This is a genomic window from Acidimicrobiales bacterium, from assembly GCA_040219085.1.
GTDB lineage: Bacteria > Actinomycetota > Acidimicrobiia > Acidimicrobiales > JAVJTC01 > JAVJTC01.
Map to the genome: position 1 here is coordinate 114,785 of JAVJTC010000002.1, position 22,149 is coordinate 136,933.

Consider the following 22,149-nt stretch of genomic DNA (forward strand, 5'->3'; position numbering starts at 1 on the left):
TTCCCCGCTCGTTCACCGCTGGTTAACCGGGAGATCGCCCAAGGCCGGGCTAATCTGCCGCCGTGAGCGACGACAACTCGGGTCAGTGGGGGGTCGAGGGCGACTCGGCCCCCGGTGAAGGTTGGTGGCGGGCCTCCGACGGGCGTTGGTACCCACCCGAGAGTGCTCCCGGCGCAGTGCCGGAGATCCCCACGGCATCTGCGGACCCCGAGCCGCTCACCCCCTACGCCCCGACCGCCGCCCAACCGGCGGTGACGGGCCCCGTCGAGGGTGGCGACGGCACAGCCGGTGGTGGTTCGAAGCTCAACCCCGTCCTGTTGATCGTCGTCGGGGTGGTCGTGGTGGGCGCGATCATCGCCGGCATCGTGATCGCCACATCCGGCGGGGACGACGCCGACGAGATCGACATCGCCGACGGATCACCAACGCCGACAGCGACGAGCGAAGCGACCCCCGAGCCCAGCGCGGAGGCGACGCCGACCGACACGGTGCCACAGGATCCCACCGCCACCGCTGAACCGACGGCTGACCCGACCGCGACCACCACGCCGACCCCGGATCCGACGCCGACGGACACGCCCAGCCCGGTCTCGGACAACTGCCGCTACCTGGGCATCGACTCGTTCGGCGACATGCAGATCGCGCTCGACGTCACGAGTCCTATCACCGCCGAGACCCTCCTGATCGGCTATCTCGTGCTCGGTCCCGACGGGGACGTGCTCGACGAATCCGACGTCTTCGTGGATCTCGTGGCCGAGGGCGAACAGCTGTCGCTGCCGACCGACACGTTCACCGCTGCGCCCACCGGGGTCGGCGTCGCCGACATCACATGCGAGGTCGGCCCGATCGATTCCGCCGTGCCGTTCTTCGAGGTGTTGCCGTTCCCCCCGGATGCGCAGTGCCGCGTCGCGGGACTGACCGACTTCGACGACGTCGCGGTCGATCTCGCATTCACCTCGAGTGCGCCGGCTGTCGTCGACGCAACAGCGATCATCGGCCTGTACCTCGACGGGGCCCGGATCGCGACCGTCACGACGTTCGTAGACCGGCTCCTTCCCGCTGAGTCCATTGCGCTGGCCGTCGAGACGTTCGAGGTGCTCCCCCCGGGCCGGTCACCCGAGGATCTCGAATGTGCGCTTCTGGGTGTCACCGACGACGACTTCGAACAGGAATGGTCATCTCCGGTGGCCAGTGACACCTGCATCGTCACCGGCGCGGACTCCTTCGGTGACGTCCAGGTGGAGCTCGTCGTCACGAACCCGTTCCCGGAGCCGATCGAGCTCGACGTCCTGTATGTGATCCGTGATCCGGAAGGGGCGCGAGTGTACTCGGTCTACGCGCTGACCGGGTCTGCGGAGGTCGGCGAGACGATCATCGTCGACCACGACAGCTTCTCGGAGCTACCCGCCGGCCTCAGCGCCCTCGACGTCAGCTGCGAGATTCTCGGGATCCTCCGGTTCTGAGTGTCGGAGCCCGGACCGCCCCGACCACCGGTGACACTGCCCTTAGACTGCGGCGATGTCGCGTGCACTCATCGAGCGTCGTCTCGTGGAGGTCACCGGTCGCCTGAAGCGGCTGCGTGAGGAGTTGAGCGTGGCCGCCGAACAACTCGCGCGGCTCGCCGACGACGCCGACGACGCGCGGCTGCGCGCACTCGTCTCGGAGACCCCGTTGGCCGATCGTGACCATCGCGACGCGGACCGCCATGCGGAGGCCATGCGTCGTCATCACGCCGCTGTCGTCGCGGAGATCCGCGAGCTGGAACGGTCCCAGGACGAGCTGCTCGACCGGCTCACCGCGGGGCCGGCGTGAACGGCGGCCCCCGGCTGGTGATCGCCGAGGACGAGGCGATCATCCGTCTGGACCTGGTCGAGATGCTCTCCGACGAGGGTTACGACGTCGTCGCCGACACCGGCGACGGGGACGAAGCGATGCGACTCGTACGGGCCCACCGTCCCGACCTGGTGCTCGTCGACATCAAGATGCCCGGACGCGACGGGCTCGACGTCGCCCGGGAGGTCCACGCCGAGGCCCTGTGCGGTGTGCTCGTGCTGACGGCGTTCTCCCAGCGTGAGCTCGTCGCGGAGGCGACGGCGTCGGGAGCTCTGGCGTATCTGGTGAAGCCCTTCGAGCGTGCCGAGCTCGTCGCGGCGGTCGAGGTCGCCCTCGCCCGCCACGCCGAGATCGCGAACCTCCTCGGCGAGGCCCGCGAGCTCACCGAGCGGCTCGAGACACGCAAGGTCGTCGATCGGGCCAAGGGCCTGTTGATGGACGAACACGGGATGCGTGAGGCGGAAGCCTTCTCGTTCATGCAGAAGACGGCCATGGCGCAGCGTCGCACGATGCGGGTGGTCGCAGCCGACATCCTCGTCGGCGACCTCCGACCCTAGATAGGGTCCGGCCATGGCGCCGGTCATGCTCATCGACGGGAACTCACTGACGTACCGCGCCTTCTTCGCGCTGCCGACCGACATGGCGACGGCGAGTGGCCAGGTCACCAACGCCGTCTTCGGGTTCACCTCGATGCTGATCAACCTGGCGCGTGACCACCGGCCGGACCGGATCGCCGTCGCATTCGATCTGCCCCAGCCCACGTTCCGTCACGAGCGCATCCCCACGTACAAGGCCAACCGGTCCGAGGCCCCCGACATCCTCCGTCAGCAGATGGGCCTGGTCCGTCAGGTGATCGGGAGCCTGGGGATTCCGATCCTCGAGCAGGCCGGGATCGAGGCCGACGACATCATCGCCACGCTCGCGACCCAGGCACGCGACGCGGGACACGAGACCATCGTCGTGACCGGCGACCGCGACGCCTACCAACTCGTCGAGGACCCGCTCGTGCGGGTTCTCTACAACAAGCGTGGGGTGTCCGACTACGTCCTCTACGACGAGGCCGGGATCGCCGACCGCACGGGCGTCGCCCCCGCCGACTACGTGACCTACGCGGCACTGCGCGGCGACAAGTCCGACAACCTGCCCGGTGTGCCCGGCGTGGGGGAGAAGACAGCCGCCAAGCTCGTCAACGCCTACGGGGACCTCGACGGGATCTTCGCCCATGCCGCGGAACAGACGCCGAAGCTCGCGGAGAACCTCGCGGCCAACGAGGAACAGGCCCGTCTCAACGCCGAGGTGATGATCCTCATCCGCGACGCCGATCTCGGCGTGACCGTCGATGACCTCGTCGCCGCGGAGATGGACACCGACGAGGTCCGCAAGCTGTTCGACTTCCTCGAGTTCCGCACCCTCTATGACCGCCTCGGCGACGCGTTCGCAACCGACCTCGGACCGGCGATGGGTTCGCTGACCGTGATCGAGGCCGAGGTGGAGGTCCTGAGCTCGGCCGCGGAGGCCACCGCCGCGCTGGCGGCACTCGCGTCCGGAGACGGGACCACCGGTGTCGCCGGTGCGTGGCGCGGCACGCCGGGGCGCTCAGAGCTGGGGGGCGTCGCCTTCGTCCGGTCACCCGCCGACGGCGACGTCGTGTGGGTGCCGGCGGATCTGCTGTCCGACACCGCCGTCGCGGCAGCGCTCGGTGACCTCGTCGCCGCGGACGGTCGACCGCTGGCCGCGCACGGCGCCAAACCGCTGCTGCGCTCGCTGCTCGAATTCGGGGTCGACGTGCGCACGCTCGAGGTCGACACCATGTTGGCCGCCTACCTCCTCGATCCCGCCGAGCAGCGCTACGACCTGCCCGAGCTCCTCGCCCGTCATGCGCGCTGCGAGCTACCCGACGGCGCCCCTGCGACGGAGGGCCGACTCGATCTCGACGGCGAGGCGGTGGAGGTGCCCACCGCGGCGGGGCGCGAGGCGCTCGGTGTCGCGCATCTCGTCGACCCGATCCGTGCGGCCCTCGACGCACAGGGGGTCCTGGCTCTCCACGACGACATCGAGATCCCGCTCGTGCGGGTCCTCGCCAAGATGGAGCACGTCGGTGTGGGCGTCGATGTCGCCGAGCTCGAGGCGCTGCGCGACGGACTCGTCGCCGAATGCGACCGCCTCCGGGCGGCGATCGTCGAGGACGCCGGTGAGGACTTCAACGTCAACTCCACGAAGCAGCTACGCGAGGTCCTCTTCGACAGGCTGGGGCTCACCCCGCAGAAGAAGACGAAGACCGGATACTCGACCGATGCCGCGTCCCTGGAGAAGCTCCGTGGTGAGCACCCGATCATCGAGAACCTCCTCGACTATCGCGAGGTCGAGAAGCTGCGGTCCACCTACGGCGAGGGTCTGCTGGCCGAGGTCGGTGAGGGCGACCGGATCAGGGCCACCTTCAACCAGACCGTCGCGCGCACGGGCCGTCTGAGCTCCGACGCGCCCAACCTGCACAACATCCCTGTGCGCACCGAGACCGGGCGTGCGTTCCGCAGGGCGTTCGTGGCGGCGCCGGGCCACCAGCTCCTCGTCGCCGACTACGACCAGATCGAACTCCGCTGCATCGCCCACCTGGCCGAGGACCCCGGGCTGATCACGGCGTTCGAGGCCGGCGACGACATCCACACGGCCACCGCATCGCGGATCTTCTCGGTCGACGCGGACGCCGTGACGATCGAGCAGCGTTCGAAGGCGAAGATGGTGTCGTACGGCCTGGCCTACGGCATGGAGGCCTACGGGCTCGGCCAGCGACTGTCGATCCCCACCGACGAGGCCCAGCAGATTCTCGATGCCTACTTCACGGCGTTCCCGGCGGTCCACGACTACATGGAGCGCACCGTCGACCAGGCCCGTGAACGTGGCTACACCGAGACGCTCTTCGGCCGGCGGCGTCAGATCCCCGAGCTCTCGTCGTCGAATTTCCGGATCCGCCAGGCGGGCGAACGCCAGGCGATGAACGCGGGGATCCAGGGGCTCGCCGCTGACATCTTCAAGGTCGCCCTCGTGGAGATCGACCGGAGCCTCGACGAGACGGGCCTCGCGACGCGTCTGATCCTGCAGGTGCATGACGAGGTGATGTGTGAGGTGCCCGCCGGCGAGGAGGACGCTGCGGCTGATCTCGTCGTCGCGGCGATGACGGGGGCGTTCGACCTGCGTGTCCCGCTGGCCGTCGAGCCGGCCTTCGGCCCCAACTGGGCCGACGCCAAGTCCTGACGGCGATGAACCGATGACGGGGGGTCACGGCGAGGGCCACTGGTTCGCCCCCGTGGCCGAGCACCTCGGTGAGGCGTACCTGCGCTACTCGTTCACGAGGGGGACCCGCCAGGAGGTGGACTTCCTCGTCGAGGTGCTGGAACTCGAACCACCGATGAGAGTGCTCGACGTGGGCTGCGGACCGGGGCGTCACGCCCGGGTTCTGGCCGAACGGGGTTTCGAGGTCGTCGGCGTCGACATCTCGCCCCGCTTCGTCGAGATCGCCCGGCGCGACGCCCCGCCGGGCCTGACCGTGGTCTGTGCGGACGCCCGCACCATCGACGAGGTCGGTTCGTTCGATGCGGCGATCTCGCTGTGTCAGGGAGCCTTCGGGATCAGCTCGGCGGCCCAGGTGTCGGCCGACGACGTCATCGCGGGTGACGCGACGATCCTCACGGCGATGGCGCGCTCGCTGCGCAGGTCCGGACGCCTCGCCGTGTCGGCGTTCTCCGCGTACTTCCAGGTCCGGGACCTCACCGAGGGTCACGGCTTCGACGCCTCGACCGGAGTGCACCACGAGGAGCCGGAGATGATCGGGCAGGACGGCTCGGTCCGGACGTTCGACCTCTGGACGGCGTGTCTGACCCCACGTGAACTGCGGCTGCTGGCAGCCGATGCCGGCCTGGCCGTCGACGAGATCTGGTCGGTCACGCCGGGTCGCTACGGTCGGCGTCCGCCGTCGATCGACGAGCCCGAGTTCCTGCTGACCGCCAGACCGCGCTGAGCATCCGCCGCCCATTGCGTGCAGGCGGGCCGCTGGTAGCATCGAAACCCGGTCCGAGGCCGAAGTGGCCCGTGTCCACCCGACCGATGTCCGGTCCCGAGGTGGGTGACCGTCGTCCCTGTCCGAATCCGAAAACGAGAATCCGTGTCCGACCAGCCCACACCCGAGACCGCCGCCCCAGGATCCGTCGCCACGCTCGACGACTCCCAGTTCGGGACCTTCGCTCCCGACGGCACGTACATCCCACGCCAGATCGTCGGGGAGGACATCCCCGACACCGAACTCGAGTCGGCATACGACGCCACCATGGTCTCGGTCGAGGACGGCGCGCTGGTCGACGGGATCGTCGTGAAGGTCGACGCGGACGAGGTGCTGCTCGACATCGGCTTCAAGTCCGAGGGCGTGATCCCGGCGCGGGAACTGTCGATCCGCAACGACGTGGATCCCTCCGAGGTCGTCAGCGTCGGTGATTCGGTCGAGGCCCTCGTTCTCCAGAAGGAGGACAAGGAGGGTCGCCTGATCCTGTCCAAGAAGCGCGCCCAGTACGAGCGTGCGTGGGGCCGGATCGAGGAGATCAAGGAAGCCGAAGGTGTCGTGACCGGGCCGGTGATCGAGGTCGTCAAGGGCGGTCTGATCGTCGACATCGGGCTGCGCGGCTTCCTGCCCGCATCCCTCGTCGAGTTGCGCCGCGTGCGTGACCTCCAGCCCTACGTGGGCCAGGAGATCGAAGCCAAGATCATCGAGCTCGACAAGAACCGCAACAACGTGGTCCTGTCCCGTCGGGCATGGCTCGAGGAGACCCAGAAGGAACAGCGCGAGGAGTTCCTCGACAACCTCAAGCCGGGCGAGCGACGCAAGGGCGTCGTCTCCTCGGTCGTCAACTTCGGTGCCTTCGTGGACCTCGGTGGGATGGACGGGCTCGTCCACGTCTCGGAGCTGTCCTGGAAGCACGTCGACCACCCCAGCTCGGTCGTCTCCGTCGGTGACGAGGTCGAGATCCAGGTCCTCGAAGTCGATCTCGACCGTGAACGGATCAGCCTCTCGCTCAAGGCCACCCAGCAGGATCCCTGGCAGGAGTTCGCCTCCAACCACCGCGTCGGCGAGCTCGTCTACGGCCGGGTCACCAAGCTGGTGCCCTTCGGTGCGTTCGTGCAGGTCGGTGAGTCCATCGAGGGACTGGTGCACATCTCGGAGATGTCGACGCACCACGTCGACGTCCCCGAGCAGGTGGTCACCCCCGGCGAGGAGCTGTGGGTGAAGATCATCGACATCGACCTCCAGCGCCGTCGGATCAGCCTCTCGATCAAGCAGGCGGCCGAAGGTGGCGTTGTCGCCGCGGAGTACCAGGAGCACTTCGGCGAGCACGCCTACGACGACGAGGGCAACTACATCGGTCCCCAGGGCGACGAGGCCTCCACCGAGCAGATGGACGAGGCATGGGCCGCGTACTACGCCGAGTACGGCGAGGGTGCGGACGCGTCGGCCCCGGCCGCTCCGGACGGGCCTGCCCCGTCACCACCCGCTGCTGCGCCTGCTGAGGCGGTGGCACCCGCCGAGGCCTCTGTCGAGGCTGAGGTGGCTGCGGCGCCTGCCGAGGCTGAGCCGCCCGCTGCTGAGGTTGCGGTACCGGGCGAGCCCGCCGACGAAGCGACTTCCTGACCACAGGGGCGGAGGTGGGGGAGACCCCGCCTCCGCTCAGGTCAACTCGACGATTCCCTGGCGGACACCTTCGATGACCGCCTGGGTCCGGTCACGCACACCGAGCTTCGAGTAGATCGAAGCCAGGTGGTTCTTGACGGTCTTCTGGCTGATGAACAGCCGCTCGGCCACCTCGGTCGTGGAGAGCCCGTCGGTGATCAACTGGAGGACCTCCTCCTCACGTGGTGTCACGAGGGACTCGGTGCGCGTGCGGCCGTTGCCGCTGTGGTGGGTGGCACCGTTGGAGGTTCGCGGCGTCGTCTCGGAACGGGAACCGCCGCCGGCGGGACGCGCGAGGTGCGGCTTCATGTGCGGGTCGATGACCGTCTGGCCCTCGGCGGCGAGTCGGGTCGCCGTCACGAGCTCACGCATCGAGCAGGTCTTGAGGAGATAGCCACACGCTCCCGCGCGCACCGCGCGGGTCAGCATCTCGCGCTCGGTGTGCATGGTCAGGATGACGACCCGGGTGCCGGGGAGCAGGTCGCGGATGCGACTGCAGGCCTCGAGGCCGTCCATGTCGGGCATCGAGATGTCGGTGAGCACGACGTCCGGCTCGACCTCACGTGCGCGTTCGAGTGCCTCACGCCCGGTGGCTGCGGTGCCCACGACATCGACACCGGCCTCGACGAACGCCCGGTGGACGCTCTCGCGCATCAGTGTGTGGTCGTCCACGATGAGAAGCCGATACGTCATTCAGCCCCTCCCAGTGGCTCGGCGGCGTCTGACCCGTCCTTCGTGGGACTGATATCGGCAGGTCGGGGTGTCGTGTTGAGTCATCCGGCCCATATGAGCCTGTAGTTTCGGGCGGATGCTGGAAGTCGGACTCACCGGGGGAATCGGCGCAGGCAAGTCCACGGTGGCCACGCTGCTGGTCGCGCGGGGGGCGGTCCTCATCGACGCCGATGCGATCGTGCGCGAGCTCCAGGAGCCCGGTGAACCCGTCTTCGACGCGATGGTCGCCCACTTCGGGCCGAGCATCGTCGGCCCGGACGGAACGCTGGACCGGCCCGCCGTCGCGTCCGTCGTCTTCTCGGACCCCGACGAACTGGCCGCTCTCAACTCCCTGGTCCACCCGGCCGTCGTGGCCGAGATGACGCGGCGCCGTCGGTCCCTGGCGGGGACCGACGAGACGGTCGTGCTCGACATACCGCTGCTCGTGGAGGGCGGCTACCGCGACGTGGCCGTGATCGTCGTCGATGTCGATCCCGAGGTGGCCGTGCGGCGATTGGTCGAGGGCCGCGGTCTCGACGAGTCCGACGCCCGGGCGCGCGTCGCCGCGCAGGCATCGCGGGCCGACCGCCTCGCAGCGGCCGACTTCGTCATCGACAACTCGGGTGACCCCGACGACCTGACGGCCGAGGTCGACCGTTGCTGGGAGTGGATCGGCTGCCTTCCTCGGCCCGAGCCCGGCACGCTTCCCCCGGATCTGCGCGATGTCTGACGAGGCTGTCGCACCACGTCGGTAGGATCGGCCGGGTGAGCACTTCCCCGGCCAAAGCCTCCCCGGCCAGGGAGGCATCCCCGTCGTCGCCGGCTTTCGTGATGCGCGCCGAGTTCGAGCCCGCCGGTGATCAGCCTGCCGCCATCGAGGCGCTGAGCAAGGGGCTCGAGCGTGGCGACCGCTTCCAGACCCTGCTGGGGATCACAGGGTCGGGCAAGAGCGCCACCATCGCGTGGACCATCGAGAAGGTGCAGCGGCCGACGCTCGTGATCGCACCGAACAAGTCGCTGGCCGCCCAGCTGGCGAACGAGCTGCGGGAGTTCTTCCCCGACAACCGGGTGGAGTACTTCGTCTCCTACTACGACTACTACCAGCCCGAGGCGTACATGCCCTCGAGCGACACCTACATCGAGAAGGACTCGTCGGTCAACGACGAGATTGACCGGCTCCGCCATGCGTCCACGTCGGCGCTGCTGACCCGCCGGGACGTGATCGTCGTCGCGTCGGTCTCGTGCATCTACGGCCTCGGTGGTCCCGACGAGTACCGCGAGCAGTTGTGCGTCGTACGGGTGGGGGAGTCGCACGACCAGCGGGACATCCTCCGCCAGCTCGTGGACATCCAGTACGAGCGCAACGACGCCAATCTCGTGCGCGGCAAGTTCCGTGTCCGTGGGGACACGCTCGAGGTCCACCCGGCCTACGAGGAGACGGTCGCACGCATCGAGTTCTTCGGCGACGAGGTCGAACAGATCTCGATCGTCGACCCGGTCACCGGTGAGCGCCTGCGCACGGTGGACGAACTCGTCGTCTTCCCGGCCACCCACTACGTCGCGTCCGAGGAGCGGATGAGGGCCGCCATGGGTCGCATCGAGAAGGAGTTGCAGACCCAGCTCGCCCGCTTCGAGGAGGAGGGGAAGCTCCTCGAGGCCCAGCGCCTGCGGATGCGCACCGAGTACGACCTCGAGATGATGGCCGAGGTCGGCTACTGCAACGGGATCGAGAACTACTCGGCGCCGATCGACGGTCGTGCGCCGGGGGAGCCGCCGTTCACGCTGCTGGACTACTTCCCCGAGGACTTCGTGACCGTCATCGACGAGTCCCACGTCGCGGTACCCCAGATGCACGGCCAGTACGAGGGCGATCGCAGCCGCAAGGAGACCCTCATCGACCACGGGTTCCGACTCCCATCGGCGGCGGACAACCGACCGCTGACCTTCGACGAGATCATGGCCCGCATCGGCCAGACCGTGTTCCTGTCGGCCACGCCGGGCGCCTACGAGATCGACGTGTCCGATCAGGTGGTGGAACAGATCGTCCGCCCGACCGGGCTGATCGACCCCGAGGTGATCGTGCGGCCGACGAAGGGCCAGATCGACGACCTGGTGGGCGAGATCAACGAGCGGACCGAGGCGGGGGGTCGGATCCTCGTCACCACGTTGACGAAGAAGATGTCCGAGGACCTGACCGACTACCTGTTGGAGCTCGGCCTGCGGGTCCGCTACCTCCACAGCGAGGTCGACACCATCGAACGGATAGAGATCCTCCGTGATCTCCGTCTCGGGGAGTTCGACGTGCTGGTCGGGATCAACCTCCTACGGGAGGGTCTGGACCTCCCCGAGGTGTCACTCGTCGCCATCCTCGACGCCGACAAGGAGGGTTTCCTGCGGTCGGAGACCTCTCTGATCCAGATGATCGGACGCGCTGCGCGTAACGTCGACGGTCAGGTGGTGATGTACGCGGACCAGATGACGGACTCGATGCAGAGGGCCATCTCCGAGACCAACCGCCGACGCGGTCTGCAGCAGGCCTACAACGAGGAACACGGGATCGACCCCCAGACGGTCCGCAAGGCCGTCACCGACATCCTCGCGATGATCCGGCCGGGCGCGGCCACCGCGCCGGTGCCCGGCGACGGTGAGCGCCGGATGCGTCCCGGCGAGCGTGAGCGTCTCATCGAGAGCGTGTCAGAGCTCCCCCACGAACAGATCGAGAGGCTGATCTCCACCTTGACGACCGAGATGAACGACGCCGCGGCGGATCTCAAGTTCGAGTACGCCGCGCGGTTGCGTGACGAGATCAAGGAGCTCAAGCGGGAGCTCCGGGAGCTGGTGGGCTGAGGCGATGGCGGACCGGTTGGTCATCCAGGGTGCGCGCGAGCACAACCTGCGCGACGTCTCGCTCGAGCTGCCACGCGAGAAGCTCATCGGTTTCACCGGGATCTCGGGATCCGGCAAGTCGTCGCTCGCGTTCGACACCATCTACGCGGAGGGTCAGCGCCGCTATGTCGAGTCCCTCTCGGCGTACGCGCGTCAGTTCCTCGGCCAGATGGACAAGCCCGACGTCGACCTGATCGAGGGCCTGTCGCCGGCGATCTCCATCGACCAGAAGAGCGCCTCGCGCAATCCCCGCTCGACGGTGGGCACCATCACCGAGGTCTACGACTACCTGCGGCTCCTGTACGCCCGAATCGGCATTCCCCACGACCCGGAGACAGGCGAGCAGCTCGTCCGCCAGACGCCCCAGCAGATCGTGGATCGCATCCTCGAGTTGCCTGAGGGGACCCGGTTCCAGGTGCTCGCGCCGGTGGTGCGGGGCCGCAAGGGCACCTACGAGCGTCTCCTGGCGGATCTCGCCGCCGAGGGGTTCGCGCGGGTGATGATCGACGGCGAGACCCACGAGCTGTCCGAGATCACCGGGACCGACGACGAGGGGCGGGCCCGCATCGAGCTCGCCCGCTACGAGATGCACGACATCGCCGTGGTGGTGGACCGGCTCGTGCTGCGTGACGGCATCGAACGACGCCTCACGGACTCGATCGAGACCGCCCTCGGACTGGCCGACGGCGTCGCGCAGATCGAGATAGTCCCGCGTGCCGATGACGACGAGACCGAGGCCGAGACGGTCACGTTCTCCCAGCACCTCGCCCGCCCCAGTGACGGGAAGAGTTTCGAGGAGCTCGCGCCCAGGAACTTCTCGTTCAACTCGCCCTACGGCGCATGTCCGCACTGTGACGGCCTCGGCACGGTCTTCGAGGTGGACCCTGAGCTGATCGTCCCCAACGGTGATCTGTCGCTCGACGACGGCGCCATCGCGCCGTGGGCCGGCGGCCGCAGCCGGTACTTCAGCCGCCTCGTCGAGGCGGTGGCTGACGATGCCGGTATCGACCGCACCGTCGCCTGGGATGACCTGACGGCCAACGAGCGCCACATCATGTTGCACGGCGGCGTCGCCGAGAAGGTGACCGTCCGGTACAAGAACCGCTACGGCCGGACCCGGACCTACAACGCCCGCTTCGACGGCGTCGTGCCCTATCTCCAGCGTCGCCACGCCGACGCGGACTCGGACTCCGTGCGCGAGCAGGTCGAGGGGTACATGCGGGAGGTGAACTGTCCCGATTGCGACGGCGCCCGTCTGCGCCCGCTGTCGCTGGCGGTCACGGTCGACGACCACAACCTCAGCGAGATCTGTTCCCTGTCGATCCGCGATGCGGCAGCTGTCCTCGCGGGGCTGGAGCTCTCGGACCGCGACGCGATGATCGCGGCCGAGGTCCTCAAGGAGATCAACAGCCGCCTCGGGTTCCTCCTCGACGTCGGTCTGGACTACCTCACCCTCGGTCGTTCGGCCGGGACACTGTCGGGTGGCGAGGCCCAGCGCATCCGCCTGGCGTCGCAGATCGGCTCGGGTCTGGTCGGGGTCCTCTACGTCCTGGACGAACCGTCGATCGGGCTCCACCAGCGTGACAACGCCCGTCTGATCGAGACCCTGCTGCGGCTCCGGGACCTCGGGAACACGGTGATCGTCGTCGAACACGACGAGGACACCATCCGGGCGTGTGACCACGTCGTGGACATCGGTCCCGGCGCCGGCGAGCACGGCGGCGAGGTCGTCCACTCGGGCACGGTCGCCAAGTTGTTGAAGAGCCGCTCGTCGCTCACCGGCAAGTACCTGTCGGGCAGGAAGTCCATCCCGGTGCCCGCGATGCGCCGCAAGCCCGGCGGGGACTGGCTCGTGGTGAGGGGTGCGAAGGAGAACAACCTCCGCGACATCGACGTGGAGTTCCCACTCGGGTGCTTCGTCACGGTGACCGGTGTGTCGGGGTCGGGCAAGAGCACCCTTGTCAATGAGATCCTGTACAAGTCGCTGATGCAGACGGTGTACCGGTCGAAGGTCGCCCCAGGTCGCCACAAGACGGTCGAAGGACTCGACGCCCTCGACAAGGTGATCAACATCGACCAGCAGCCGATCGGTCGCACCCCCCGGTCCAACCCGGCCACCTACACGGGCGTCTTCGACCACATCCGCAAGCTGTTCGCGAAGACCCACGAGTCCCGTGTGCGGGGCTACATGCCGGGCCGCTTCTCCTTCAACGTCAAGGGCGGTCGCTGCGAGGCGTGCGCCGGTGACGGGACCATCAAGATCGAGATGCACTTCCTGCCCGACGTCTATGTCCCCTGCGAGGTCTGCAAGGGGGCGCGCTACAACCGCGACACCCTCGACATCGAGTTCAAGGGCCGCAACATCGCCGAGGTCCTGGACCTGTCGTGCGAGGAGGCACTCGAGTTCTTCTCGAACCAGCCGCCCATCGCACGGCACATGCAGACCCTCGTGGACGTCGGGCTCGGCTACGTCCGCCTCGGCCAACCCGCGCCCACCCTGTCGGGCGGTGAGGCGCAGCGGGTGAAACTGGCCTCGGAGCTCGCCAAGCGGTCCACCGGCCACACCATCTACATCCTCGACGAGCCGACGACGGGCCTGCATTTCGAGGACATCCGCAAGCTGTTGACCGTCCTCGGCCGCCTGACGGACGCAGGGAACACGGTGCTCGTCATCGAGCACAACCTGGACGTCATCAAGACGGCGGACTGGGTGATCGACCTGGGCCCCGAAGGCGGCGACGGCGGGGGAACGGTGCTCGCGGAGGGCCCCCCCGAGCTGGTGGCGAAGAACGACGATTCCTACACGGGGCAGTTCCTGCGGCCGATACTGGAAGCGGCGGGTACTCTGTAGACACGTTCCCTTGCGCGGATCGTGGGGTTCTGTCAGGAGGTAATCGTGGCCGAGGAGGCGGGGGAAGCCGACCCGCTCCCCGCCGCGCGGCAGGCTGCGAAGACGCTCGACGCTGCAGGCGTCGGCTTCTATTTCTTCGACGTCGTCCACGACGTGATCCACTGGAACGAGGCCCTACACCGCATCATGGGCACCGACCCCGAGTCGTTCGGCGCATGCGAAGCCGCGGTCGAGGCGAGGATTCACCCCGACGACGTTGCCCGATGGCGCCTTCGGGTCCGCAACCTGGCGTTGGCGGATGGCGACGATGACAGCCAGTTTCGCATCGTCAGGCCCGATGGCACGATCCGTTGGATCGAGGCACGATCCTCGTGGGAGGAGGCTGTCGACGGGCGCCGACAGGTTCGCGGCGTGGTGCTCGACGTCACGGATCGCGTACAGACCGAGCTTCACCTGCGTGAGGTCAACCGCCGGTTCGAGGAGGTGCAACACGTCGCCCGGGTCGGGAGTTGGGAATGGGCGCCGGCCTCCGACGCGGTGGTGTGGAGTGACACCATGTTCGAGATCTTCGGGCGGGACCGGGCGAAGGGACCGTTGACGGCGCAGACCTACGCCGATCGGGTCCATCCCAACGACAGGCAGAAGGCCGAAGCCGCCGTCGCGCAGTCGCTCGTGGACGGCGAGTACGAGGTCGAGTACCGGATCATCCGTGAGGACGACGGCGAAGAGCGGGTGCTGCGATGTCGGGGGGTCACGACCTACGGCGCGGACGGGAGTACCGTGCGGCAGTCAGGCACGGCGATCGACGTCACCGAACTGCGCACGGCCGAGGCGGAGGCGTCCCGGAGTACCCGACGCCTGGCCGACCTCGTCCAGCAGGCGCCCATCTCCTTGCAGGTCTACGACCGCGACGGTCACATGGTCGAAGGCAACCGCTCCTTCGGACGACTCTTCGGGATGGACACCGATCGAATGGACGCGTTGAGCGCGTACAGCGTCCTCGACGCCCCCCAGCTCGCCGCGGCGGGCGTTCAGGACACTCCGGAGCGGGCGCTACGGGGGGAGGTGGTGGACCTGCCGAGGATGCGCTACGAGACGGGCTCGACGCTGGCCAATCTGGGACTCCGGGTCGACGGTGCCGTGGCACCGTGGATCGAGGGACGCTTCTTCCCGCTCCGTAACGCAGAGGGCGCTGTCGACGGCATCGGGGCCGTCATCCTCGACGTCACGGCGCAGGTCGAGGCGGAGCAGATGAGGCATCAGGCCGAGGTCCGCCTCCGCACTGTCTTCGACCATGCTCCTCTGGGAACGGCGCTGTTCGAGACCGACGGAACCATCGTCGAGGCGAACCCGGCGTTCTGCCACCTCATCGGTCGTGATCCGGCAGAGATCATCGATCGATCGGTGAACGACTTCATTCACGACGAAGACGTCGTCCTGTACTCGCCGGACTACGTGAACCTGATCGAAGGTCGGGCGGACAGCTACGTGGTGGACAAGCGCTTCGTCAGGCCGGGCGGTGAGATTCGGTGGTGCTCGGTGACGGTCGCGGCCGTCAGGGGCGACGGCCGGGAGGCCCGGCAGGTCATCGCATCGGTCGAGGACGTCACGGAGCGACGCGCCGCCGAGAAGAAGGTCCGGCAGGCGGCGGAGGTGTTCCGTAGCACCGCTGAGGTCGTCATGATCACCGATGTCGACGGTGTGCTCCTCGACGTCAACGAGGCCTTCACGCGGGTCACCGGCTATTCGCGAGAGGAGGCGATCGGTGCCACTCCGAGACTGCTCCAGTCCGGCCGTCACGACGACGGCTTCTACTGCGCCATGTGGGCCACCCTGCGTGAGGTCGGCCAGTGGCGCGGCGAGATCTGGAACCGACGCAAGAGCAGCGAGATCTATCCGGCGTTGTTGACCATCAGCGTCGTTCCCGGAACAGATGGTGAAGCTGTGGGCTACGTCGCGGTCGCGGCGGACATCACCTCGATGAAGCGGTCCGAGGAGCGACTCGACCACCTTGCCAACCACGACCCGCTGACAGGCCTCCCGAACCGCCGTCTCGTCGCGAGCCGCCTGGACCAGAGCATCGGCCGCGCGCAACGGAACCGATCGGGGTTGGCCCTGCTCTTCGTCGACATCGACCACTTCAAGTCCGTGAACGACGGCTTCAGCCACTCGGTCGGCGACGAACTGCTCAGAAGTGTCGCCGACCGTCTCGCCCGGGTGGTGCGTGACGAGGACACAGTCGCACGGATGGGTGGCGACGAGTTCCTCGTCCTCGTCGAGGGTGCGGGAGGAGTCGCGGAGGCGACGGTCGTCGTGGAGAAGCTCATGAGTTCGCTACGCGAGCCCTTCGGGGTCCGGGGCGGGGAGATCCGGGCCACGGTGAGCGTGGGGGTGAGCCTTTATCCCGACAACGGGACGGAAACGGCAGTGCTCCTGCGCAACGCGGATGCGGCGATGCACCGGGCGAAGGACGCCGGGCGCGACACCTACGAGTTCTACAGCCCGGGGATGACCGATGCCGCGGGTGAGTACGTCCGAATGGCGGGTGAACTCCGCCAGGCCCTGGAGAGGGGAGAGTTCCGACTCGTCTATCAGCCCCAGTTCTCACTCGCCTCGGGCCGGATCGTCGGTGTCGAGTCACTGGTGCGGTGGGATCATCCCGTCCACGGGACCCTCCTGCCCGGTCGCTTCATACGGGTCGCCGAGCAGAGCGGCCTCATCCGTGACCTCGGAACCTGGATCCTGTGCGAGGCGTGCCGGCAGGGTGCCGACTGGGCGGACCGGGGAGTCGAGTTCGGTCGGATGGCCGTGAACCTGGCGAGTCAGCAACTGCGCCACGGGGACCTCCGTTCGGTGGTGGACCTCGCACTCGAGTCGACGGGCCTCAGTCCGAACCTCCTCGCTCTCGAGGTCACCGAGGGATTCATGATGGAACGACCCGACGACAGCGTGGAACTCCTGACCGACCTGGTCGGTCTCGGAATTGAGATCGCGATCGACGACTTCGGGACCGGTTACTCCTCGCTGAGCTACCTGAAGCGCCTACCCATCCAGAAGCTGAAGATCGACCGGTCCTTCGTCGACGGGCTGCCCGACGACGGGGACGACGTTGCGATCGTCGAGGCGATCCTCGCCATGGGACGGTCACTGGGCATGGTGGTCATCGCCGAAGGGGTCGAGACCGAGGCTCAGGCTGCGGCGCTCATCGCGCGGGGATGTCACGAGGGTCAGGGGTTCCACCTCGCCCGGCCCATGACACCCACCGAGTTCGAGCAGAGGTTCGGTTGAGGGCGTCTCGCTCTGTGTCGGGGGATGGTCTCAGCAGCCCCGGCTGATCGTCCGGGCGTGGAGATGACCGAACCACTCGTGGTTGACCCGGCCCAGCCAGTCTCGTAACGACAGGTCCGGGTCGGCTTCGACGGCGACGACCTCACCGTCGAAGCACCGCTCGAGCATCAGCCGGGCGCGTGCCACGTGATAGGTGGACGTGACCATCACGAGACGGTCCCAGCCCCGCTCGGCGGCGAGCGCCGCGATGACGCGAGCCTCGCCCCGGGTCGTGTTGGGCTCGGGAACCGGGCAGATGATCTCCAGGTCCGTGGCCGCCCGGCAGATCTCGTCGGCCTCGGGCCAGGCGGGCCCGTACCCGTTCGGTATCACGAGCACGTCGGCGACGCCACGTTCGAGTAGCTCGCGTGCGGTGGTCAGGCGCTCCCCGCGGCCTCCCACGAAGAGCACGATCGCGTCGGTGGGTTCGACCGCGTCGATGGGGGTCGTCGCCGGTCCGACGCCCCATCGCCACGCCATGGCGATGACGATGGTGATCACGAAGAGGGCGATGGCCCAGACGGCCTCGGGAATCCGGCCCAGAAGACGAAAGATGCGTGACACGTCAGCGCGGTCTGCCGGACCGTCGCCTCTCAGGTGATCTCGAGCATGCGCTCCAGGGCGAGCAGCGCCTTGCGGGCGGTCTCGTCGGGGACCGTGATCCGGTTACGGACCTTCCCCTTCACGAGGCTCTCGAGGGTCCACGCGAGGTGTGCCGCGTCGATGCGGAACATCGTCGAGCACGGACAGATCAGTGGATCGAGTGACACGACGGTCTTGTCCGGGGTCTCGGCGTCGAGCCGGTTGACGAGATGGATCTCGGTGCCGACACCGATGACCGAGCCCGCCGGGGCTTCGTCCACCACGGCGATGATGCGCTCGGTGGAGCCCACCTCGTCGGCCACCTCGACGACCTCGTGGGAGCACTCGGGGTGGACGACGACGATCCCGTCGGGGTGATCCGCCCGGAACTGGGCTACGTGATCGGTGGAGAACCGCTGGTGGACCGAGCAGTGGCCCTTCCACAAGAGGAAGGTCGATTCCTTGCACACCCGCTCGGTGAGGCCGCCGAGTTCGAGGCGCGGGTTCCACACCGCCATGTCACCGGCCGCGTAGCCGAGCTCATAGGCGGTGTTGCGCCCCAGGTGCTGGTCCGGAAAGAAGAGCAGTTGGTCGTAGCGCTCCAGCGCCCACGTCACGACGGCACGTGCGTTGGACGAGGTGCACACCGCACCGCCCTTCTCGCCGACGAAGGCCTTGAGGTCGGCCGACGAGTTCATGTAGGTGATGGGTACCACGCGTTCGATGTCGACGACGTGGGCGAGGGCATCCCAGGCCTCCTCGACCTCGTCGATGTCGGCCATGTCGGCCATGGAGCAGCCCGCGTTCAGGTCCGGCAGGAGTACGGCCTGATGATCGCCGGTGAGGATGTCGGCGGACTCCGCCATGAAATGGACTCCGCAGAACACGACGTACTCGGCCTCGGGTCTGGCCTGGGCGAGCTTGGACAACTTGAAGGAGTCGCCCCGCGCATCGGCCCAGCGCATGACCTCGTCGCGCTGGTAGTGGTGGCCGAGGATGAACAGGCGTTCGCCCAGGTTCTCCTTGGCGGCACCGATCCAGTCGGTGAGTTGGTCGGGGGTCGCGGTGGCGTACCGCTCGGGGAGCGGCGACTGGATTCTCAGCATCGGTTTCAGGTCCTCCGAATGGAGCCAGGAAGCCCGATGGTGGCCGGTGGGGACAGCCGGGTCGCCTCGCCCACGGGGATGTCGGCCTCGGTCTTCGATATGCCGCTGGAGTACCCGGCCAGCGTCCGCTCAGTGTACGCCACTTCGCCGTTGCAGGCGCACCCCTACGATGGCCCCGTGGTTCAGCGTCCTCCAGCGGGTTCCATTCCCGATGCCCCGGGCTCGTACCAGTTCTACGACGCGGACGGGAGGGTCATCTACGTCGGCAAGGCGAAGTCGCTCCGGAGCCGACTGTCGAACTACTTCGTGGATCCCCGTTCACTCGCGACCCGCACCGCCCAGATGGTGGCCGCCGCGGACCGGGTCGAATGGGTCCAGGTGGGCGGTGAGGTCGAAGCCCTGATGCTCGAGTACGAGCTGATCCAGCGGCACCAGCCACGTTTCAACGTCCGCTACCGAGACGACAAGAGCTATCCGTTCCTGGCCGTGACGCTCGTGGACGAGTGGCCGAGGGCGATGGTGATCCGTGGTGCCCACAAGAAGGGGAACCGCTACTTCGGTCCCTTCGGCCATGCATACGCCATCCGCGAGACCCTGGACCTGTTGTTGCGGACCTTCCCCATCCGCACGTGTAGCGACAACAAGCTGGCGCGTCACGCCCGGCTGGGGCGCCCCTGCCTCCTGTTCCACATCGAGAAGTGCGCGGGTCCCTGTGTCGGCGAGGTGGACGCGGCGACCTACGACGAGATGGTGGCGGAGCTGGTCAGTTTCCTCGAAGGCGACACCGACGAGGTGGTCGCCCGGCTCGAGGCCGCGATGACCGAGGCCTCCGACGCACTCGAGTTCGAGCTGGCCGCCCGGCACCGTGACCGCCTCGCGAGCGTCCGCAAGGCCATCGAACGCCAGGAGATGGTCGGTTCACGCTCGGAGGATTTCGACGTGATCGGCGTGGCCGACGACGAGCTCGAGGCGGCCGCCCACGTCTTCTTCGTCCGCAAGGGGAGGGTCATGGGGCATCGGGGCTTCATCGTCGACAAGGCCGAGCCACTCGACGGGGCCGAGCTCGTGGCGAGGGTCATGGAGCGCATCTACTTCGCCGACAACCCGCTCGGGCATCCCAAGAAGGTGTACGTCCCCGAGCTTCCCGAGAACGACGAGCTGTACGAGGAGTGGCTCGAGCATCTCCGCGGCTCGAAGGTCGAGATCGCGGTTCCCCAGCGGGGCCGGAAGCGTTCGCTGGCCGAGACGGTCACCGAGAACGCCGCCGATTCGTTCCGGCGTCACCGGATGAAGCGGGCGGCGGACCACAACAGTCGGGCGCGGGCACTGAACGAGCTCCAGGAACACCTCGGCCTGCCGGACGCGCCTCTGAGGATCGAGTGCTACGACATGAGCCACATCCAGGGGTCCGACTACGTCGGTTCGATGGTCGTGATGGAGGACGCCCTGCCCCGCAAGTCCGACTACCGCCGGTTCAAGATCCGCTCGGTGGACGGCAACGACGATTTCGCGGCGATGGAGGAGGTCCTCACCCGTCGCTTCACGAACTACGTGGCGGACCGGGACCGACCCGTCGCCGACAGGGGCCGCTTCGCCTACCCGCCGCAGCTCCTGCTCGTCGACGGCGGCAAGGGGCAACTCGGCGTCGCGGTGAAGGTCCTCGAGGACCTGGGGCTCGCCGATGAGATACCGGTGGCGTCGCTCGCGAAGCAGTTCGAAGAGGTCTTCGTCCCCGGCCGGCCCGAACCCATCCGACTTCCCCGCCAGTCCGAAGCGCTGTACCTCCTCCAGCGGATCCGTGACGAGAGTCACCGTTTCGCCATCACCTACCACCGCCAGCTCCGGGGCAAACGCATGACCCGGTCGGTCCTCGACGACGTCCCGGGGCTGGGCCCTGTCCGTCGGCGCCGGCTCGTCGCGGAGATGGGCGGGGTGAAGGCGGTCCGTAGGGCCTCCCTCGAGGACCTCCGGGCTCTCTCCTGGCTACCCGACCCGGTCGCCACCGCTGTCTACGAGAAGGTGCACACGCCCGGTGGATGACGTGGACGGGCAGGTGGACATCGACCTGTGGGAGCGCCACGCGGGCTGGTGGCAGGACGGATTCACCGAGGGTGCCGACCCCGAGTACCGCGATCAGATCGTGCCACTCGTCGTCGATCTCCTCGGTGGCTGTGAACGCGTTGTGGATGTGGGAACCGGTGAGGGTCAGCTCGCCCGGGTGCTGGCCGCCGAAGGGGTGGACGTCGTCGGGGTCGATCCGACCGCTGCCCAGCTCTCGGTGGCCATCGCGCGCGGTGGCGGGCCGAGCTACCTCGAAGGGCATGCGGACGACCTGCCCGTCGACGACGCCGGCTTCGATGGCGCGCTCGCGTGTCTGGTCTTCGAACACATCACCGCGATGGACGCGGCCGTGGCCGAGATCGCCCGGGTGCTTGCGCCCGGTGGGCGGTTCGTGTTGATGCTCAACCATCCCGTCATCCAGGTTCCGGGATCGGACTGGGTGGAGGACCACACCGTGGAGCCAGTGGAGCGGTACTGGCGTCTCGGGCCGTATCTGGTCGAGTCCCACACCGTCGAGACCGTCGACGTCGACGTGGAGATCCCGTTCGTGCACCGCCCGCTCGGGCGCTACCTGAACGCGCTGGTCGACGCGGGGCTCCGGATCGAACGACTGTTGGAACCGGCGCCGCCGGAGTCCTGGATAGAGAGGGCGCCGGAGGTGCGCGAGCACCTGCGGGCGTATCCCCGGCTGGCGGTGATCGTCGCGAGCCGCGACGATCACGACGAAGAGACCGGAACCCGGGAGGAACATCTGTGAGTGTCGTGCGGATCAATGCGATCTCCGTGCCTGAAGGCGCGGGGGAGATGCTCGAGGAGCGCTTCGCGAAGCGGCTCGGTGCCGTCGACGATCAGCCGGGGTTCGAGGGCTTCGAGCTCCTGCGGCCGACCGGTGAAGCCGAGACCCGGTGGTTCGTCGTCACCCACTGGGAGTCGGCCGAGGCGTTCGACGCGTGGATGAGCTCGCGTTCGTTCGAGCAGGGCCACGCCCAGAGCGACCAGCGGCCCGTCGCCACCGGATCCGACGTCTTGGAGTTCGACGTCGTCCTGTCGAACCGGCCCGGCTGAACCTTCCTGGTCTG

The 22,149-nt window shown here is 68.0% G+C and carries 16 protein-coding genes; 13 read left to right on the plus strand and 3 right to left on the minus strand.

All coding sequences use genetic code 11. The features are described 5' to 3' along the window. Positions 1-62: 62 nt before the first annotated feature. The 6 genes from RIE08_00665 to rpsA all read left to right on the plus strand — a co-directional run bounded on the left by RIE08_00665 (position 63) and on the right by rpsA (position 7,507). The gene (locus RIE08_00665; protein ID MEQ8716099.1) at positions 63-1,463 is read left to right on the plus strand and encodes a hypothetical protein; all 1,401 of its coding nucleotides are present in this window, start codon (positions 63-65) and stop codon (positions 1,461-1,463) included. A gap of 55 nt (positions 1,464-1,518) precedes the next feature. Beyond that, positions 1,519-1,812, plus strand: coding sequence for a hypothetical protein (locus tag RIE08_00670; GenBank protein ID MEQ8716100.1), 294 nt, complete (start codon positions 1,519-1,521; stop codon positions 1,810-1,812). Beyond that, complete coding sequence (locus RIE08_00675; protein ID MEQ8716101.1) at positions 1,809-2,390, plus strand: response regulator; 582 nt, start codon at positions 1,809-1,811, stop codon at positions 2,388-2,390. The genes RIE08_00670 and RIE08_00675 overlap by 4 nt, the downstream gene beginning before the upstream one ends. A 13-nt stretch (positions 2,391-2,403) precedes the next feature. Beyond that, positions 2,404-5,085 (plus strand): DNA polymerase I, encoded by a 2,682-nt coding sequence (gene polA / locus RIE08_00680; protein ID MEQ8716102.1) that lies wholly within the window; start codon positions 2,404-2,406, stop codon positions 5,083-5,085. Positions 5,086-5,098: 13 nt separating this feature from the next. Further along, entirely contained in the window at positions 5,099-5,848 is a 750-nt protein-coding gene (locus RIE08_00685) for a class I SAM-dependent methyltransferase (GenBank protein MEQ8716103.1), read from the plus strand. Between the two features lie 144 nt (positions 5,849-5,992). Then, the gene (gene rpsA, locus RIE08_00690; protein ID MEQ8716104.1) at positions 5,993-7,507 is read left to right on the plus strand and encodes a 30S ribosomal protein S1; all 1,515 of its coding nucleotides are present in this window, start codon (positions 5,993-5,995) and stop codon (positions 7,505-7,507) included. 36 nt (positions 7,508-7,543) lie between these two features. Here the strand turns inward: rpsA and RIE08_00695 are convergent, their stop codons facing one another. Next, a complete protein-coding gene (locus RIE08_00695; protein ID MEQ8716105.1) occupies positions 7,544-8,239 on the minus strand; it encodes a response regulator transcription factor in 696 nt (231 codons plus the stop codon). A 115-nt stretch (positions 8,240-8,354) separates the two neighbouring features. On the opposite strand from RIE08_00695, the gene coaE reads away from it, so the two are divergent. From coaE to RIE08_00715, 4 genes are read left to right on the plus strand one after another with little or no spacing between them, the layout of a single operon-like run. Further along, positions 8,355-8,987, plus strand: coding sequence for a dephospho-CoA kinase (coaE, locus tag RIE08_00700; GenBank protein MEQ8716106.1), 633 nt, complete (start codon positions 8,355-8,357; stop codon positions 8,985-8,987). A 35-nt stretch (positions 8,988-9,022) separates the two neighbouring features. Further along, on the plus strand, positions 9,023-11,104 hold the full coding sequence (gene uvrB / locus RIE08_00705; GenBank protein MEQ8716107.1) for an excinuclease ABC subunit UvrB: 2,082 nt from the start codon (positions 9,023-9,025) through the stop codon (positions 11,102-11,104). A 4-nt stretch (positions 11,105-11,108) separates the two neighbouring features. Beyond that, positions 11,109-13,994, plus strand: coding sequence for an excinuclease ABC subunit UvrA (uvrA, locus tag RIE08_00710; protein MEQ8716108.1), 2,886 nt, complete (start codon positions 11,109-11,111; stop codon positions 13,992-13,994). Positions 13,995-14,039: 45 nt separating this feature from the next. Further along, on the plus strand, positions 14,040-17,282 hold the full coding sequence (locus RIE08_00715) for an EAL domain-containing protein (protein ID MEQ8716109.1): 3,243 nt from the start codon (positions 14,040-14,042) through the stop codon (positions 17,280-17,282). Between the two features lie 30 nt (positions 17,283-17,312). Here the strand turns inward: RIE08_00715 and RIE08_00720 are convergent, their stop codons facing one another. After that, on the minus strand, positions 17,313-17,885 hold the full coding sequence (locus tag RIE08_00720) for a YdcF family protein (GenBank protein ID MEQ8716110.1): 573 nt from the start codon (positions 17,883-17,885) through the stop codon (positions 17,313-17,315). A 29-nt stretch (positions 17,886-17,914) separates the two neighbouring features. After that, positions 17,915-19,009 carry a quinolinate synthase NadA gene (gene nadA, locus RIE08_00725; protein MEQ8716111.1) on the minus strand — a complete coding sequence of 365 codons (1,095 nt, stop codon included), beginning with the start codon at positions 19,007-19,009 and terminating at the stop codon, positions 17,915-17,917. A 177-nt stretch (positions 19,010-19,186) separates the two neighbouring features. Here nadA and uvrC point away from each other — a divergent pair, with 177 nt between their 5' ends. Genes uvrC through RIE08_00740 form a run of 3 tightly spaced genes read left to right on the plus strand, consistent with a single transcriptional unit; the run spans position 19,187 to position 22,135 of the window. Further along, positions 19,187-21,049 (plus strand): excinuclease ABC subunit UvrC, encoded by a 1,863-nt coding sequence (gene uvrC, locus RIE08_00730; GenBank protein MEQ8716112.1) that lies wholly within the window; start codon positions 19,187-19,189, stop codon positions 21,047-21,049. Then, positions 21,042-21,827, plus strand: a complete 786-nt coding sequence (locus tag RIE08_00735; GenBank protein ID MEQ8716113.1) for a class I SAM-dependent methyltransferase — start codon at positions 21,042-21,044, stop codon at positions 21,825-21,827. The genes uvrC and RIE08_00735 overlap by 8 nt, the downstream gene beginning before the upstream one ends. After that, positions 21,824-22,135 (plus strand): antibiotic biosynthesis monooxygenase, encoded by a 312-nt coding sequence (locus tag RIE08_00740; protein MEQ8716114.1) that lies wholly within the window; start codon positions 21,824-21,826, stop codon positions 22,133-22,135. Before RIE08_00735 ends, RIE08_00740 begins: the two co-directional genes overlap by 4 nt. The last annotated feature ends 14 nt before the right edge of the window (positions 22,136-22,149 follow it).

Excerpts from the sequence above, each read along its gene's own strand:
- RIE08_00670 (MEQ8716100.1), top strand. The coding sequence starts at position 1,519 with ATGTCGCGTGCACTCATCGAGCGTCGTCTCGTGGAGGTCACCGGTCGC.
- polA (MEQ8716102.1), top strand. The coding sequence starts at position 2,404 with ATGGCGCCGGTCATGCTCATCGACGGGAACTCACTGACGTACCGCGCC.
- RIE08_00685 (MEQ8716103.1), top strand. The coding sequence starts at position 5,099 with ATGACGGGGGGTCACGGCGAGGGCCACTGGTTCGCCCCCGTGGCCGAG.
- RIE08_00695 (MEQ8716105.1), bottom strand. The coding sequence starts at position 8,239 with ATGACGTATCGGCTTCTCATCGTGGACGACCACACACTGATGCGCGAG.
- coaE (MEQ8716106.1), top strand. The coding sequence starts at position 8,355 with ATGCTGGAAGTCGGACTCACCGGGGGAATCGGCGCAGGCAAGTCCACG.
- uvrA (MEQ8716108.1), top strand. The coding sequence starts at position 11,109 with ATGGCGGACCGGTTGGTCATCCAGGGTGCGCGCGAGCACAACCTGCGC.
- nadA (MEQ8716111.1), bottom strand. The coding sequence starts at position 19,009 with ATGCTGAGAATCCAGTCGCCGCTCCCCGAGCGGTACGCCACCGCGACC.